This is a genomic window from Streptacidiphilus sp. MAP5-3, assembly GCF_041262505.1.
In the GTDB taxonomy this organism is placed as follows: domain Bacteria; phylum Actinomycetota; class Actinomycetes; order Streptomycetales; family Streptomycetaceae; genus Streptacidiphilus.
On sequence record NZ_JBGCCL010000057.1, the window covers coordinates 1 to 13,324 of the forward strand.

Annotated in this window: 17 protein-coding genes; 8 read left to right on the forward strand and 9 right to left on the reverse strand. The window is 70.7% G+C overall.

The genetic code is table 11. The features are described 5' to 3' along the window. Positions 1-135 (forward strand): DUF2252 family protein (locus ABH928_RS36170; protein ID WP_370073010.1); only part of this gene is annotated, 135 nt, incomplete at its 5' end. Between the two features lie 226 nt (positions 136-361). Here the strand turns inward: ABH928_RS36170 and ABH928_RS36175 are convergent. From ABH928_RS36175 to ABH928_RS36200, 6 genes are all read right to left on the reverse strand, one after another. Further along, positions 362-697, reverse strand: coding sequence for a hypothetical protein (locus ABH928_RS36175; protein WP_370073011.1), 336 nt, complete (start codon positions 695-697; stop codon positions 362-364). Between the two features lie 2 nt (positions 698-699). Beyond that, a complete protein-coding gene (locus ABH928_RS36180) occupies positions 700-1,689 on the reverse strand; it encodes a cation:proton antiporter (protein WP_370072994.1) in 990 nt (329 codons plus the stop codon). A 336-nt stretch (positions 1,690-2,025) separates the two neighbouring features. After that, on the reverse strand, positions 2,026-2,559 hold the full coding sequence (locus ABH928_RS36185; RefSeq protein ID WP_370072995.1) for a potassium channel family protein: 534 nt from the start codon (positions 2,557-2,559) through the stop codon (positions 2,026-2,028). A gap of 60 nt (positions 2,560-2,619) precedes the next feature. After that, positions 2,620-2,874 carry a LapA family protein gene (locus ABH928_RS36190; protein ID WP_370072996.1) on the reverse strand — a complete coding sequence of 85 codons (255 nt, stop codon included), beginning with the start codon at positions 2,872-2,874 and terminating at the stop codon, positions 2,620-2,622. A 78-nt stretch (positions 2,875-2,952) separates the two neighbouring features. Then, on the reverse strand, positions 2,953-3,150 hold the full coding sequence (locus tag ABH928_RS36195; protein ID WP_370072997.1) for a hypothetical protein: 198 nt from the start codon (positions 3,148-3,150) through the stop codon (positions 2,953-2,955). Between the two features lie 138 nt (positions 3,151-3,288). Further along, positions 3,289-5,892, reverse strand: a complete 2,604-nt coding sequence (locus tag ABH928_RS36200; protein WP_370072998.1) for a LuxR C-terminal-related transcriptional regulator — start codon at positions 5,890-5,892, stop codon at positions 3,289-3,291. Between the two features lie 416 nt (positions 5,893-6,308). Here ABH928_RS36200 and ABH928_RS36205 point away from each other — a divergent pair, with 416 nt between their 5' ends. From ABH928_RS36205 to ABH928_RS36215, 3 genes are all read left to right on the forward strand, one after another. Next, positions 6,309-6,719: an SHOCT domain-containing protein gene (locus tag ABH928_RS36205; RefSeq protein ID WP_370072999.1), complete on the forward strand. Its 411-nt coding sequence runs from the start codon at positions 6,309-6,311 to the stop codon at positions 6,717-6,719. A gap of 37 nt (positions 6,720-6,756) precedes the next feature. Next, the gene (locus ABH928_RS36210) at positions 6,757-7,179 is read left to right on the forward strand and encodes a DUF6325 family protein (RefSeq protein ID WP_370073000.1); all 423 of its coding nucleotides are present in this window, start codon (positions 6,757-6,759) and stop codon (positions 7,177-7,179) included. Between the two features lie 158 nt (positions 7,180-7,337). Continuing rightward, on the forward strand, positions 7,338-7,553 hold the full coding sequence (locus ABH928_RS36215) for an SHOCT domain-containing protein (protein ID WP_370073001.1): 216 nt from the start codon (positions 7,338-7,340) through the stop codon (positions 7,551-7,553). A gap of 119 nt (positions 7,554-7,672) precedes the next feature. Here ABH928_RS36215 and ABH928_RS36220 read toward each other — a convergent pair whose 3' ends face one another. Continuing rightward, positions 7,673-8,518, reverse strand: coding sequence for an NAD(P)H-binding protein (locus ABH928_RS36220; protein ID WP_370073002.1), 846 nt, complete (start codon positions 8,516-8,518; stop codon positions 7,673-7,675). Positions 8,519-8,704: 186 nt separating this feature from the next. On the opposite strand from ABH928_RS36220, the gene ABH928_RS36225 reads away from it, so the two are divergent. The 3 genes from ABH928_RS36225 (at position 8,705) to ABH928_RS36235 (ending at position 10,480) form a co-directional block, all read left to right on the forward strand. After that, positions 8,705-9,100, forward strand: a complete 396-nt coding sequence (locus tag ABH928_RS36225; RefSeq protein WP_370073003.1) for a winged helix-turn-helix transcriptional regulator — start codon at positions 8,705-8,707, stop codon at positions 9,098-9,100. Positions 9,101-9,182: 82 nt separating this feature from the next. Beyond that, the gene (locus ABH928_RS36230) at positions 9,183-9,761 is read left to right on the forward strand and encodes a TetR/AcrR family transcriptional regulator (protein WP_370073004.1); all 579 of its coding nucleotides are present in this window, start codon (positions 9,183-9,185) and stop codon (positions 9,759-9,761) included. A 35-nt stretch (positions 9,762-9,796) separates the two neighbouring features. Then, positions 9,797-10,480, forward strand: a complete 684-nt coding sequence (locus tag ABH928_RS36235) for a phosphatase PAP2 family protein (RefSeq protein ID WP_370073005.1) — start codon at positions 9,797-9,799, stop codon at positions 10,478-10,480. A 24-nt stretch (positions 10,481-10,504) separates the two neighbouring features. Here the strand turns inward: ABH928_RS36235 and ABH928_RS36240 are convergent, their stop codons facing one another. Next, on the reverse strand, positions 10,505-11,113 hold the full coding sequence (locus ABH928_RS36240; protein ID WP_370073006.1) for a TetR/AcrR family transcriptional regulator: 609 nt from the start codon (positions 11,111-11,113) through the stop codon (positions 10,505-10,507). A gap of 290 nt (positions 11,114-11,403) precedes the next feature. Here ABH928_RS36240 and ABH928_RS36245 point away from each other — a divergent pair, with 290 nt between their 5' ends. Further along, the gene (locus tag ABH928_RS36245) at positions 11,404-12,753 is read left to right on the forward strand and encodes a D-arabinono-1,4-lactone oxidase (RefSeq protein ID WP_370073008.1); all 1,350 of its coding nucleotides are present in this window, start codon (positions 11,404-11,406) and stop codon (positions 12,751-12,753) included. 19 nt (positions 12,754-12,772) lie between these two features. Here ABH928_RS36245 and ABH928_RS36250 read toward each other — a convergent pair whose 3' ends face one another. Next, positions 12,773-13,156, reverse strand: a complete 384-nt coding sequence (locus ABH928_RS36250) for a lysylphosphatidylglycerol synthase domain-containing protein (RefSeq protein WP_370073009.1) — start codon at positions 13,154-13,156, stop codon at positions 12,773-12,775. Positions 13,157-13,324: the final 168 nt, after the last annotated feature.

Sequence of the window (13,324 nt, forward strand, 5' to 3'; positions counted from 1 at the left end):
CTCGGTGGCTCGAACCGGTTCGACCACGCCATCGCGGACTTCGCCGAAACCTACGCCGACCAGAACGAAGCCGACTTCGCCGCCTTCCAGACCGCCGTGAAAGAGGGCAGAGCCGAAGCCACTACCGGGATCTGATGGTTCCGCGCGGCTTCGAGCCGGGGTCGGGCGGCGTGGCGCAGCACGCACGGCAGGAAGGTCGGGGTCGCGGTCAGTGTGACCCGGTGGTGATCGTGGCGGCGATGAGCCCGGAGAGGACCAGGAGGGCCAGGAGCACCACCGAGCTCGCTCGGTGTGCCGCCTGGTGGACGGGGTCGTGGGTTCGCCCTCGTTGGGTCGGGGGTCTCCATGGGCACTGGACGGCTCAGCCTTCGGGTTGTCCGAGCGGGCCAACTCGGCGGCGTCGCGGTGCGTCTGGTGCATCGGTGCTCTCCCGGAGGTCGGGGTCGGCGGCGGCCCGTTCGTACCAGCGTCCGTAGCGAGCGGCGAGCATTGCTGCTGACGTCCCGTGGAGCAGCACGCTGAGCCCGACGGTGATGGCGACCACCTGGCTGAGCAGATCCACGCCGTGGATGTGTTCCTCGGCGACCAGGAGGCCGAACACGACCGAGGCGAGGCCCCGCGGGCCGAACCAGCCTACGTAGGCCACCGTCGGCGATTTCAGCCTGGTTCCGACCAGGGCGACCGCGACCGGAAGCATTCTCACCACGGTGAGGCTGAGCACGGCGTATCCGACGATCCGCCAGCTGAGGTGCTGCAGAGCGGGCCGAGCATCACGGCGCCGAAGACCAACAGGCTGAGCATCGCCAGCAGGCCGCCGAGGTCTTCGGCCAACTCGGTCGTGTGGGCCACCTCAACCGTCGAGGATGCGTTGCTGCGTACGTCGCTCCGTACGTTGCTCCGTAGGGCGTATGCGAAAGCGAAGCCCGCCACCCACGCCGCGATGAAGCCGCTTCCGTGGGTGACCGCGGCCAGCGTGTATGTGCCTGCGGCTGCTGCGAGAACGTAGATCTGACGCCATTCCGGAGTGACCCAGCCGCGGTCGTTCGACACCGTCAGCAGTCGGCCACCGACGCCTCCGACCGCCAGGCCGAGAGCGGGACTGAGCAGCAGGGCGCGCCAGAACGACCCGGCCAGGCCCTCGTGCGCGTAGGAGGTGCCCGGGATGGCACCCAGGAAGAGCACGAAGAAGGGCAGCACCATGCCGTCGTTCAGTCCGCTCTCCACATTCAGGGCCTGACGCACCAGGCCCGGGACGCGGGGATCGGAGATGGCGCTCTTGCCGAGTGCCGCGTCGGTCGGTGCGAGGATCGCGCCCACCAACGCCAACTCCCATACCGTCAGTCCGGGAAGAAGCGGCCAGGCCAGCAGCCAGCCCGCCCCGATGGTGAGAATCAGTCCGACCGACAGCAGGCGTCCGGGCAGCGCGCCGCCGCTGCGCAGGTCTGCCGGGCGCACCGTCGTCGCGTCGGTGAACAGCACCAGGGTCAGGGCGGCTTCCACCAGGGTGCGGAGCTGCTCGCTGTCGTGCGGGAGGTTGATGAGGTCCAGGCCCACCGGCCCGATCAGGATCCCGGAGCCGACGAACACCATGGCGGCGGACACCGGTGTGCCGGCCAACCGGCGTGACGCGAGCGCATAGGCGGCGATGACCCCGGCCACTGCGACTCTCGTCCAGGCGGTGTCGCTCACCGAAACGCGGTGTCAGGGCGTCCGTGTCCCGCCGGAGTTCCAGCCGGCGCGGCCGGGCACCGCCGTCTGCTTCCGTCGGTCACGGCGTGGACCCCCAATCGCGCTGCGGGAACAATCGTGTCCGCTCAGCTTGGGGCAACCTGCGGCAGGTCACCGGGATCGACACGTGCCGTGACGGTGGTCACTCCGGATGGACGCGTCAGGGGCGGCGGCTGGACGGGTGAGGACCGGTCGACGCGTTCGTGCGCCGCTTCAAGCGCTGGATCAGGATCGCGCCCCTGTTGATCGCGGTCGCGCGGCTGCCGGCGCGGTAGGCCGGCTCTGTGCCTGTCGCCTTCAGCGGGTCCGTCGCTGACCGATCTTGACGGCGTTGATGACCAGTCGGACCACCACCCCAAGGACGACGAGGTCCAGCACCATCTGGATGGTGACCAGGATCCGTGCCGGCTGGGTCCTGGCCGTGATGTCGCCGAATCCCACGGTCGTGAAGACGGTGGTGGAGAAGTACATGGCATCGACGCGGGTGAGGGGACGGCCGAACGCTTCCGCGTGCGCCTGGCTCATCAGGAAGTACGTGGTGGCGAACAGCAGAATGAAGACGGGGAACGTGACGGAGAGTGCTTCGAGGGCGCGGATGCCGGGGTGGTCGGACTGGGTGATGCTGCGGAGCTGCCAGCCCAGGATGAGGAGCAGGGCCAGCAGGCTGAGGACGAGTTCGGTCACGGTCACGGCATTCACGGCGTGGCCCATCGGGATCAGGAAGTAGGCGGCCACGACCGCGGCGACGGTGACTGTCGTGCGCAGGCTCGCTTCGATGATCAGGCGCCGGCGTCGGCGAGGGGGCAGGTCGCCGAACCGTGTCGGCCCCATGATCGCTCCCGTGTCGGATTCGTACGGCCGTGCTCTCCGGCTTCCAGCGTGCCCGATTCGTCAGTGCTTCGCCCGACGCCGGGCCATCGCCCAGCCGATGACTGCGCCCACGACCAGTGTCACCAGCAGCACGCCCCACAAGGGAAGCGTCACCGTGGTGACCCAGAGCTTGATCGCGACGGACTCGGTGTTCGCCGCCACGAACCAGACCGACAGCGCCGCCAGTACCGCGATGCCGATCGTGCGTAGCCGCACTTGACGCCCCTTGAGGGTCAGCGACGAGGGCTGGGGAGCTGGAGCAGGATTCTTTGCCATGCATCCAGGATCGAACGATTCGGGCCGCAGCATCTCACCCGCTGCAGATGATGCTGGAACCCCCGCCGATCCGTGACGTCACCCGGGGAGTTGCCGCATCTCCAGCACGCGCAGGCCGAGGGACTGGAACCGGTCCAGGAGCCCGTGCAGGTGCGCCTCGTCGGTCACGGGTCCGACGAACAACGTCTGTTCGGACACGGGAACACGGCTGAGCTCGGGGAAGGCTTCGGCGAGCGCCTCGGACACGGAGTCGGCGACGCGGAATTCGTAGCGCATGCGAGAGACTTCCCTCGGAGCCGGGGACATGGCGTTCCGCCCTGCCTGACCACTGTGCGTCGCCCCGGTGGTGCGCTGCATCGCCCGGTTCGGGCGAACCTGCCCGCGTTACCTCGCCCGAGTTACCCCGCCCGCGTTTCAGAGCAACCCGAGGTCCTGGGCTCGGTGCACGGCCTCGCTGCGACGGGTGACGCACAGCTTGCGGTAGATGCTCTTCAGGTGGGTCTTGACGGTGTTCGCGGAGACGTACAGCTCGGCCGCGATCTCCTCGGTGGACAACATCTGGGCGGCCTGGCGCAGCACCGCGCTCTCCCGTTCGGTCAGTGGCTCCACCATTGCGGGCTGCTCGCCCGCCCCTGCGTGCGAGGGCCCGGAGCCGTGGAGGGGAAGCCAGTTGTGCGCCTGCGCCAGTTGCGGGTGCTGGCGTAGCAGTCGGCGCACCCAGGGGCCGCTCTCGACGAAGACCCGGCGAAGCTGCTCCTGCCTGGCCAGGCCGAGCGCCGTGCGCAGGAACCGGTGCGCGTCCTCGGTGGAACCGTCCGCTGCGGCAGCCTGAGCCTGGAGCAGGCACGCCTGTGTCCGGCCGGTCGGGGTGACGGATCCCTGCTCGGACAGGCCGGCCAACAGCAGGAGAGCGCGGTCGCTGTGGCCTGCGGCCAGCAGTGCGCGGGCCCGGGCCACCGTGTGCTCCGGCCGATCGGAAGGGGCGCTGTCGAGCGCGTCGAGGGCTGCACCCGTATCGCCGTGCGCCAGATGCGCCCGGGACTCCGCGATGGCCAGTTCGTCGACCGTCCACGCGGACAGATGCAGGGGGGATGCCGCCGAGGCGACGGTGCGGACGGCGGTGAGTGCTCCCTCCCAGTCGCCTGCGGCGGTCGCCAGCCTGGCACCGATGACGGCGGCCTCGACTGTGGCGATGGGTTCGCTCCCTGCTCCTGCGGAGGCCGCCGCCAGGTCGAGGTGGCTCTGGGCGGCTGCGAGGTCGTTGTGTTCGGTCGCGACACCTGCGAGGACGAGGTGGTCGAGACCTGATCGGCGGGTCTTCGGCAGGGCGGACTGTTCGGCGACGGTGAGTGATTCGCGCGCGTGCCGCTCCGCCGGTCGCAGGTGCCCGCGCAGCAGCTCCACCAGGGCGAGGGATCCCAGCGAATCGCAGAGCGGTACCTCCGTCCCCGGGCTCGCGCACGCCTCGACGGCAGCGGTGAGCTCGGCCCCCGCGCGTTCGAGGTGTCCGGCGTCGAGTTCCGCGGCGCCGAGACCGGCCAGCACCATCGCCCGGATCTGGCGATGCTGGTCGAGTGGGGGCTGCGGGAGGGCGTCGAGCAGCTTTTCGGCGTCGGCTGCCGAATGCCGGGTGGCGCTCAGATCGCCGCCCAGCCGACCGGCCAGGACGCCGACGAACGCGCGGCTGAGCAGGGCCGCAGGGTCGGCTCCGCCGTGGAGGGTTGCGTCGGCGCTGCGTAGTCCGCTGGTGCCGCCGACGAGGTCCTGATCGGCCAGGCGACAGGCTGCGCCGACCAGCGCCGTCGGTGTGCCCGACAGGTCCTGGGGCATGCCGGCGAACGCGTGGCGCAGGCGTTCGGTGTCCAGCCCGGTGAAAAGCCGGACGATCACCAGGTTCTCGACCAGGAGGGTGGCTGCGAACTGCCAGTCGGCCGCAGCGGCCGCCTGCGCCACGGCGTCGGTGAGCCGTCCGGTCCGGGCGAACCAGCGCGCCGCCCTCGCGTGCAGTTCGGGCTCGAGGCCGGGGGAGCGGTGCCGCAAGTGCGCGCGGAGGACTTCGGCGAACAGGGGATGCAGCCGGTACCAGGCCGATTCGTCGATCTGCTCCACGAAGGCATTGGCGCGGGCCAGCCTGGCCAGCGTCCAGGCAGCGTCGTCGCGGCCGGTCAGGACGTCGGCGAGGGCGGGGTGGACCCGGTCACCGACGCTGACCCGAAGCAGCAGGTCCTGGGTTGCCGCCGGCTGTTCGCCGAGGACCTCGGTCAGGAGGTAGTCGGCGATGGCGGTGCGGTCCGCGGCGAACCGGCGGACGAACGCCTCGGGGTCGGCGCTGCGCTGCATCGCCAGCGCGCACAGGCGCAGTCCGGCCGCCCAGCCTTCGGTGCGGTCGATCAGCAGCAGGATGCCCTCGTCCGAGATCTCCAGCCCGTGCTCGTGCAGCAGCACAGCGGTCTCCGCGACGGTGAACCTCAGGTCCGCGTTGCGGATCTCGGCGATCTCGCCGGCTGCCCGGTAGCGGTGGAGCGGCAGCAGCGAGTCGGTCCGGCTGGTGAGCAGCAGGCGCAGGCCCTGGCCGGCATGGCCGAGCACGAACTGCAGACCGGCGGTGATCTCGGGTGCGCCGGCCGCGTCGAACTGGTCGAGCACCAGCACCACCGGGTCCGCCCGCTGGGCCAGTCCGTCGGCGAGACGCGCCAGGAGCGATCCGTCCACACCCTCGGCGCGGGTGGGTCGGCCCACGTCGGGCGGCAACTGCGCGTCGAACCGGTGGAAGGCCTCCAGCACGTAGGCCCAGAAGACGCCGGGGGCGTCGCCCGGTTCCACGGTCAGCCACGCGGTCCGGTAGGGGGAGAGGCCGTCGGAGATCCAGTTGGCGGCGAGGACCGTCTTTCCCGCACCTGCCGGGCCGTTGACCAGGCAGAGCGGCCCGCGCACCCCGGCGGTGAGCTGTTCCAGCAAGGCGGGACGGCGAACGAGGATCTTCGGGGGTCCCGGGACGGTGAACCTGGCCGCGAGCATCGGGTCACCCGACGGCGCCGCCCGCCGGGGTCGCGGGGGATCCGGGGCGTCAGGTGCTACGAGGGTCTGCATAGGGCCACGGGATTGATGAGAGGAGGCGCCGCAGAAGCGACTCCTTCCACTCAACGCCTCTCAGCCTGAAAGCACCAGCCCGGCGTCCAGGGGTACACGCAGTACCCGCTCAAGGGCGTGAGCATGCGCTACGGCTTCGACGACGCCCCGATCCCGACGGCCAAGCGCACCGCCCGCGCGAGCCCGCGCGAGCACGCGGGGGCACGCGGGGGCACCGCGCACCATCTCGCTGATCCTCACCCGCTCGGGGTGAAGCGGCTTGACGAGACGCCTGCGCACGCTGGGCTCGGAACCCTCACGACCGCAACGTCGCAACGTGAGGTACGTCAGGCAGGAGCGAAGACATGAACGATGCGCTGATGAATCTGGCTTCGGGCTACCCACTGCTGAGCGTCTTCTGGACGATCATGATCATCTTCCTCTGGCTCCTGTGGTTCATGCTCCTGTTCCGCGTCATCGGAGACATCTTCCGTGACCACGAGCTCCACGGCGGCGGAAAGACCCTTTGGACGATCCTCGTGGTCATCGTGCCGTTCCTCGGTGTCTTCGTGTATCTCCTCGCCCGCGGCACGGGAATGCATGAGCGGGAGCTCCAGCGGGCTCAGCAGAGTCAGCAGGCGTTCCAGGCCTACGTCCGCTCCGCCGCGACCCAGACCAGCAGCACGGATGAGCTGGCCCGGCTCGCCGAACTGAAGAAACAGGGCGACCTCACTGACGAGGAGTACGAGCAAGCCAAGGCCAAGATCCTCGCCTGACGCGACCCGCGACCGCTGTGCGAAAGGAGCAAACGGCATGGATGTCGGCCCGGTCGAGTACATCGTCATCGCGTTCCCCGGAAACCGGTTCAACGGTGAGATCGTCCCGGAGGTGAATCGCCTCGTGGAGAACGGCACCGTCCGGATACTCGATCTGACGTTCATCAAGAAGGACAACGACGGCACTGTCACCTATGTCGAGCTTGATGCACTCGACCCTGAGGAGGCCTCGGCCTTCGACTCCGTCGACGGTGAGATAGACGGCCTGTTCAGCGAGGAGGACCTCGCCACGATCGCTGAGGACATCGTCCCCGGCTCCGCTGCTGCCCTGCTCGTCTGGGAGAACACCTGGGCCGCCGGGATCGCCGCCGCCATCCAGCGAGCCGGAGGTCTGCTGGTCCAGCACGAGCGGATACCGGCGCCTGTCTTCGCGCAGGCGTTGAGGGAGGCCGACGTGTGAGACGCGACAGCGCGACAGATCGTTGCCGCGGGCCTTGCACTGAAGGAGGAACAACCATGTTGCGTCGCCCAGTTGCTCGCGCCGGACGTCCCGGCGTCGTTGGTCTGGCGGCTCGCACGGCGGTCGTCGCAGGAACGGCGACAGCGGTGTCGGGGCGAGTGGCCAGACGCCAGGGTGAACAGGCGGCGGCCCAGCAGGCCGCCCAGAGCCCGGCCCCGGTCCCGGCGGACGTCCCGTCACCACCCGTACAAGCGCGCCCGGGTCTGACCGAGGCGGACATCAGCAGCCTCGAACGCCTGGCCCGCCTGCATGAGCAGGGCGTGCTCTCCGATGAGGAACTCTCCGCCGCGAAGGCGCGCGTCCTGGGGATCTGAGCAGGGCCGGGATCGGAGTGGTGTCCGAGAGGGGCAGCTGTGGGGTGCATGCCACGCTGCGCGAGCGTCGTGGCTCCGCGTTCGGAAGCCGACGCCGGACGGCAGGGGGCTTTCTGCTGCTACCTGAAGGCCGGGAGGTTGGCCGTGGCCCAGGCGGAGAAGGGGCGGGCGGGGCGGCCGAGGATGCGGCGGATGTCGGGGCTGACCTGCTGTTCCTGGGGGAGGGGGCGGCCGAGGATGTCGAGGGTGCCGTTGATGACCGCCTCCGGCATGAACCGCGAGAGGTGGTCCCGTGCCTGACTACGAGTCAGTTCGACGAAGGCGACCGGCTCGCCGAGGGCGGTGGCGAGGGATTCGGCCTGGTCGCGCGGGGTGATCGGCTCCGGGCCGGTCAGGACGTAGGTGCGCCCGTGATGGCCGTCCTCGCACAGGACGGCGCCGGCCGCGGCCGCGATGTCGGACGGGTCGACGACCGGGAGGGCCACGTCCCCGAACGGGGCGAAGACGGTGCGTCGCTCGCGGACCGACTCCGCCCAGGCGTAGGCGTTGGAGGCGAAGCCGCCCGCGCGCAGGATCGTGTACTGCAGACCGGAGTTGCGCACCGCTGCCTCGAACTCCCGCAGCCGTACGTGGGAGAGGGCCTCCGGCCGGGTCTCGTTGATCTGCGAGGAGAGCAGCACGACTCGCGTGACGCCGGCGTCACGCGCCGTGGCGAGCAGCACGTCGGCCGGCTCGCCCGGCCCGTTGAGTTCGCCCGCCAGGAGGAGGAAGAGTGCCTCCGCGCCGTCGAGGACCGGGCGAAGACTCTCGAAGTCGGCCAGGTCGGCGCGGGCGTGGGTCACCCCGTCCGGCAGGTCGGTCGGGGTCTCGCGCCGCGATACGGCCACGACCTTCGCGCCCGCCGCGGCGAGCGAGGCGACGAGCGGACGGCCGACGTTCCCGGTGGATCCGGTCACAACGATCATGATGAGCTCCATGGTTTGTCGTGTGAGGGACGTGCGATGAGAGGTGCGACGAGAGGTGCGATGAGACGTGTGAGGGACGTGAGATGAGTCGTGGTTCGCCGGTTTTTGAAGCTAGCATCCTGAGTAAAGTAGGTACCTAGAGGAAAGTGACTGTCGCTGAGGAGAGTGGCTGTGCGGACCGCGTCCATGACGAACCCCCCGATGCCGGGCAAGCCCGTGCACACCGCTGGAGGTGGGGTGCAGGCGTGCCCGATCACGCCGGTTCTCGACATCGTCTTCAGCCGGTGGACGACGCCGATCCTGTGGACGCTCAACCAGTTCGGCCGGCAGCGCTTCGTCGAGCTGCACCGGAACATCGGCGGCATCACGGCCAAGGTGCTGACCCAGCGGCTGCGCCAACTGGAGCGCGACGGCCTGGTGGTGCGCACCTACTACCCGGAGGTCCCGCCGCGGGTCGAGTACGAGATCAGCGAGCTGGGGCAGAGCCTGGCGCCGCTGTTCGCCGCGCTGACCGAGTGGTCGGAGGGGCATCTGCCGCTGGTGGAGCAGGCCCGCGAGGCGTTCGATTCGGCGCAGGGGTAGCCGCGGCTCCACGACTCCACGACTGCACAGCGACCGTTCGACCGAAGCTCGACAGAAACTCTAGCGGTGCTAGAGTCTGTCCATGTCGATTCAGGCGCGCAGGGAGCGCGAACGAGCGGAGCGCGAGCGGTTGATCGTCACGGCGGCGCGGGAGCTCGCCGAGGCCGAGGGCTGGGACGCGGTCACCACGCGTCGGCTGGCGGCGGAGATCGAGTACAGCCAGCCGGTCCTCTACAGCCATTTCAAGGGCAAGGACGCCATCATGGCGGCCGTCGCCGTGGAGGGCTTCGCCGAGCTGGCGGCCGAGCTGCGTGCCGCGCGGCTGGGGGCCGGCAGCCCGCGAGCCGCGCTCATCGCGGTCGGGACGACGTACACCGCCTTCGCGCGGCGGCGACCTGCCCTCTACGACGCCATGTTCACGCACACCGTCGACCTGCCCTTCGCCACCCCGGAGGCCCCGGCCGCGCTGCGGGAGGGGTTCGGCGAACTGGTGCTGACCGTGCAGTCGCTGGCTTCTGACGAGGAGTCGGACATCCTCACGGAGACCCTCTGGGCGGGCCTCCACGGCCTGGTCACGCTGGTGCGCAGCGGCCGCCTCCCCGAGGAGGCGCACGAGCGCCGCCTGGCGCTGTTGATCGACCTCTTCGCGCCGGAGGCGTGAAGAGCGCGGTCGGACGGCTGTGCGAAACTCGCCCGGTGACGACGATCGACAAGCAGCAGCCCGCCCGGCAGGGCGCACCCGACGACGCGCCGGCCGACGCATCGCCGCAGGATGCATCGCAGGAGGTGCCGCACGACGCGCCGCTCTGGGCGCGGGGTGTGACGCGGGTGTTGGATCCGCAGAACGTGATCGTCGGCGTGCTGGTGCTGGTCGGGGCCGTCCGGCACGGCTGGGCAGGGGTCGGCTGGGCGCTGTTCGCGGCGGTGTTCGCCGGGGTGATCCCGCAGGGGATCATCACGCTGGCGATGCGGCGCGGCAAGGTCGCCGACCGCTACGTCGGGGATCGGGCCAAGCGGGCGAAGGTGCTGCCCGTGGTGCTGGTGTCGGTGGTGGTCGGGCTGGTGCTGATGGCCGTGCTCGGCGCGCCGCGCGAACTGATCGCGATGATTCTGGCGATGTTCGCGACCCTGGTTCCGATCATCGTCATCACCGCGGTGCTGAAGTGGAAGGTCTCCCTGCACACGGCCGTCTCCGGCGGTGCGGTGGCGATGCTGGGCGTCGCGCTCGGCGCGTGGTGGGCGCTCGGGTACCTCGTGGTCGGGTTGATCGCCTGGTCCCGCGTGGTGCTCAGGGATCACACGGTGGCGCAGACCATGGTGGGCGCGCTGCTCGGCGCGGTCGTCGCCGGACTCACCTTCCGGGCCACGGCCGGACTCTGACGTATCGTCAGTGAAGCAGGGCAGTCAGTCGGCCAACGGGCGGGTCAGGGCGGCCAGGTGGGCGGCGTAGGCGTCGAGCGCCGCGTGGGCCTCGGCGTCGTCGCGGTCGATCAACCAGTGCAGGGTGAGGCCGTCCAGGACGCTGAGGCCGTAACGGGCCAGTACCGGCAGCGGCAGTGCCCACTCGACACCGGCCAACTGGGCGGTGGCCTCCAGCGACTGGCGGTAGACGTCGAGGTAGTGCCGGTACTGACGGCGCGCCACCTCCGTGAGGCCCGGCTGACGCATGGCGTACTGGGTGAGCTCGTAGGTCAGTTGGTGCTCGTCCGGGCTGGCGGCGATCTGCGCCCAGTAGGCCCGCAGGGTGGCCTGGATGATCTCCGGCACCGGTGCGCCCTCGATCTCCACGGCCAGTGCGGTGGCGGGGGCCATCGCGCGGCGCATGATGCGCTCGACGACGCTGGTGAGCAGCTCCTCCTTGGAGCGGAAGCAGTAGTGGAACGCGCCGAGCGGCAGTCCGGCCTCGGCGACGACGGCGCGGGTGGTGGCCCCGGCGACCCCGTCGCGGATCATGACCCGGATCGCGGCCTCCAGCAGTTCCTCGCGGCGCTCGTCGGCGGAACGGCGGGTCATGCGGACTCCGGATTCGGTGGGGGGCGGGTTGGTTCGGTGCGTCAGGCCGGCATGTCGGCTCGGTCGGGTTCGGTTCGGTTCGGTGAAGGAAACCTATCCCACGGACTCCGGCTGCCGGGATAGAACTTGGTCAGGTGTCCAAGTCAAGGTCTCGGAACCTCTTGACTTGGACACCTGACCAAGTCCACGCTCTCTTCTGTTCCTCCGCACGGTGTGCTTTTCCCTTCGCGTGCCGTGCGGAGGACCGATCCCATCGGACTGATCCCGTCAAGACCTGGGAGGACTCCGGCATGACGAGCGAGTGGCGCAACTGGGCCGGCAACCAGCAGGCACGTCCGGCGCGGGTGCTGCGTCCGACGGACGTGACGCAGGTCGCCGACGCGGTCGCGGGCGCGGTGCGGGACGGTCGGCGGGTCAAGGCCGTCGGCGCCGGGCACTCGTTCTCCCCGGCCGCCGTCGCCCCTGGCGTGCAGCTGCGGCTGGACGGGCTCGACGCGCTGGTCTCGGTCGACGCCGCCTCCGGGCTGGTCACCGTCGGCGCGGGGATGCCGCTGTGGAAGCTCAATCCGCTGCTCGCCGAGCACGGGCTGGCGATGGAGATCCTCGGCGACATCGACCGGCAGACCGTCGCCGGGGCGGTCTCGACCGGCACGCACGGCTCCGGAGTCCGCTTCGGCAGTATCTCGACGCAGCTGCGCGCGTTGCAACTGGTCCTGGCCGACGGCGAGGTGGTCCGCTGCTCGCCGGACGTGCGGCCGGAGTTGTTCGCCGCCGCCCGGGTCGGGCTCGGCGCGCTCGGGATGATCACCGAGGTGACCTTGCAGTGCGTCCCGCGCTTCGCGCTGCGCGCCCACGACGCGCAGATGCCGGTGGCCGAGACGCTCGGCCGGATCGACGAACTCGCGGAGAGCAACGACCACTTCGAGTTCTTCTGGTTCCCGCACAGCGCGACGACGCTGACCCGCAGGTTCCAGCGGCTCCCCGGGGACGTGCCGTTGCAGCCGATCCCGGAGTTCGGCAGGAAGCTGGACGAGGCGCTCAGCGGGCAGGGGTTCGAGGCGCTGAACCGGCTGGGGACGCGGTTTCCGGCCCTGGTCCCGCCCATAGCCCGGTTCGCGGCACGGGCCATGTCGGGCCGTCAGTGGACCGACGTCTCCTACAAGGTGTTCGCCTCGGCCCGTGATGTCCGGTTCCGCGAGGGCGAGTTCTCCATCCCGCGCGAGCACGCGGCCTCGGCGCTGCGCGAGATCAAGCGCTGGGTCGACGGCAGCGGCGAGGGGATCTCCTTCCCGCTGGAGGTCCGGTTCACCGCGCCCGACGACATCTGGCTGTCCACCGCGCACGGCCGCGAGAGCTGCTACATAGCCTTCCACCAGTACCACCGGATGCCGCACCGCCGGTACTTCGAGGCCTGCCAGTCCATCCTCGGCTCCTTCGGCGGACGGCCGCACTGGGGCAAGATGCACAGCCTCGACGCCGACGTCCTGCGCACCCGCTACCCGCACTTCGACGACTTCGTCGCCCTCCGCGACAAGGTCGACCCGACGGGCGTCTTCGCCAACCCCTACCTCGACCACGTCCTCGGCATCGCCCCCGGCGCGGCCCCCGCCCCGGGCGGCCCGGCGGACATGCTCGCGTAGGTGGGGATGTGACGACGGCTCAGCCAGGCGGGTCGGGCGGACCGGTGTGGCGGGTCAGCAGGGCGAGGACGGTCCAGCCGACGGCCAGGAGCAGCCAGAAGCTGATCAGGCGGTAGACGAGGACGGCGGGCAGGGCCTGGTTGGCGGGCATGCCGGCGGCGGTCAGGGCGGTCAGGGCGGTCGCCAGGGTTGCCTCGACGATGCCGACGCCGCCCGGGGTCACACCGAGGCTGCCGGCGGTCTTGGCCAGGCAGTAGGCCAGCAGCAGTCCGCGCCACGGGAGCAGGCGGCGCTGGCTGCGCGCGAACGCGGTCATCGAGCCGAACTCGGCGAGGATCGCGAGCACGACCCACCACCACGTCAGATGCCCGAGGGTGGCCAGGCTCTCCCGCAGGAGGGGCACGGTCGCGAACGCCGCAGCGACGGCCGCGACCGCCGCGACGGCGAGCGCGGTGACGCCTGCCCGATGGGCGCGGGAGCGCGGCCCGGGGGGGGGGGGGGGGGGGGGGGGGGGGGGGGGGGGGGCGCCGGGGGGGGGGGGGGGCGGGGGGCGGGGGGGGGGGGGGGGGCG

Bases quoted from the DNA above. Each gene is read 5' to 3' on its own strand.
- ABH928_RS36175 (WP_370073011.1), bottom strand. From the start codon at position 697: ATGCTTCCGGTCGCGGTCGCCCTGGTCGGAACCAGGCTGAAATCGCCG.
- ABH928_RS36185 (WP_370072995.1), bottom strand. From the start codon at position 2,559: ATGGGGCCGACACGGTTCGGCGACCTGCCCCCTCGCCGACGCCGGCGC.
- ABH928_RS36190 (WP_370072996.1), bottom strand. From the start codon at position 2,874: ATGGCAAAGAATCCTGCTCCAGCTCCCCAGCCCTCGTCGCTGACCCTC.
- ABH928_RS36195 (WP_370072997.1), bottom strand. From the start codon at position 3,150: ATGCGCTACGAATTCCGCGTCGCCGACTCCGTGTCCGAGGCGCTCGCC.
- ABH928_RS36200 (WP_370072998.1), bottom strand. From the start codon at position 5,892: ATGCTCGCGGCCAGGTTCACCGTCCCGGGACCCCCGAAGATCCTCGTT.
- ABH928_RS36205 (WP_370072999.1), top strand. From the start codon at position 6,309: ATGAACGATGCGCTGATGAATCTGGCTTCGGGCTACCCACTGCTGAGC.
- ABH928_RS36210 (WP_370073000.1), top strand. From the start codon at position 6,757: ATGGATGTCGGCCCGGTCGAGTACATCGTCATCGCGTTCCCCGGAAAC.
- ABH928_RS36220 (WP_370073002.1), bottom strand. From the start codon at position 8,518: ATGATCGTTGTGACCGGATCCACCGGGAACGTCGGCCGTCCGCTCGTC.
- ABH928_RS36225 (WP_370073003.1), top strand. From the start codon at position 8,705: ATGACGAACCCCCCGATGCCGGGCAAGCCCGTGCACACCGCTGGAGGT.
- ABH928_RS36230 (WP_370073004.1), top strand. From the start codon at position 9,183: ATGTCGATTCAGGCGCGCAGGGAGCGCGAACGAGCGGAGCGCGAGCGG.
- ABH928_RS36240 (WP_370073006.1), bottom strand. From the start codon at position 11,113: ATGACCCGCCGTTCCGCCGACGAGCGCCGCGAGGAACTGCTGGAGGCC.
- ABH928_RS36245 (WP_370073008.1), top strand. From the start codon at position 11,404: ATGACGAGCGAGTGGCGCAACTGGGCCGGCAACCAGCAGGCACGTCCG.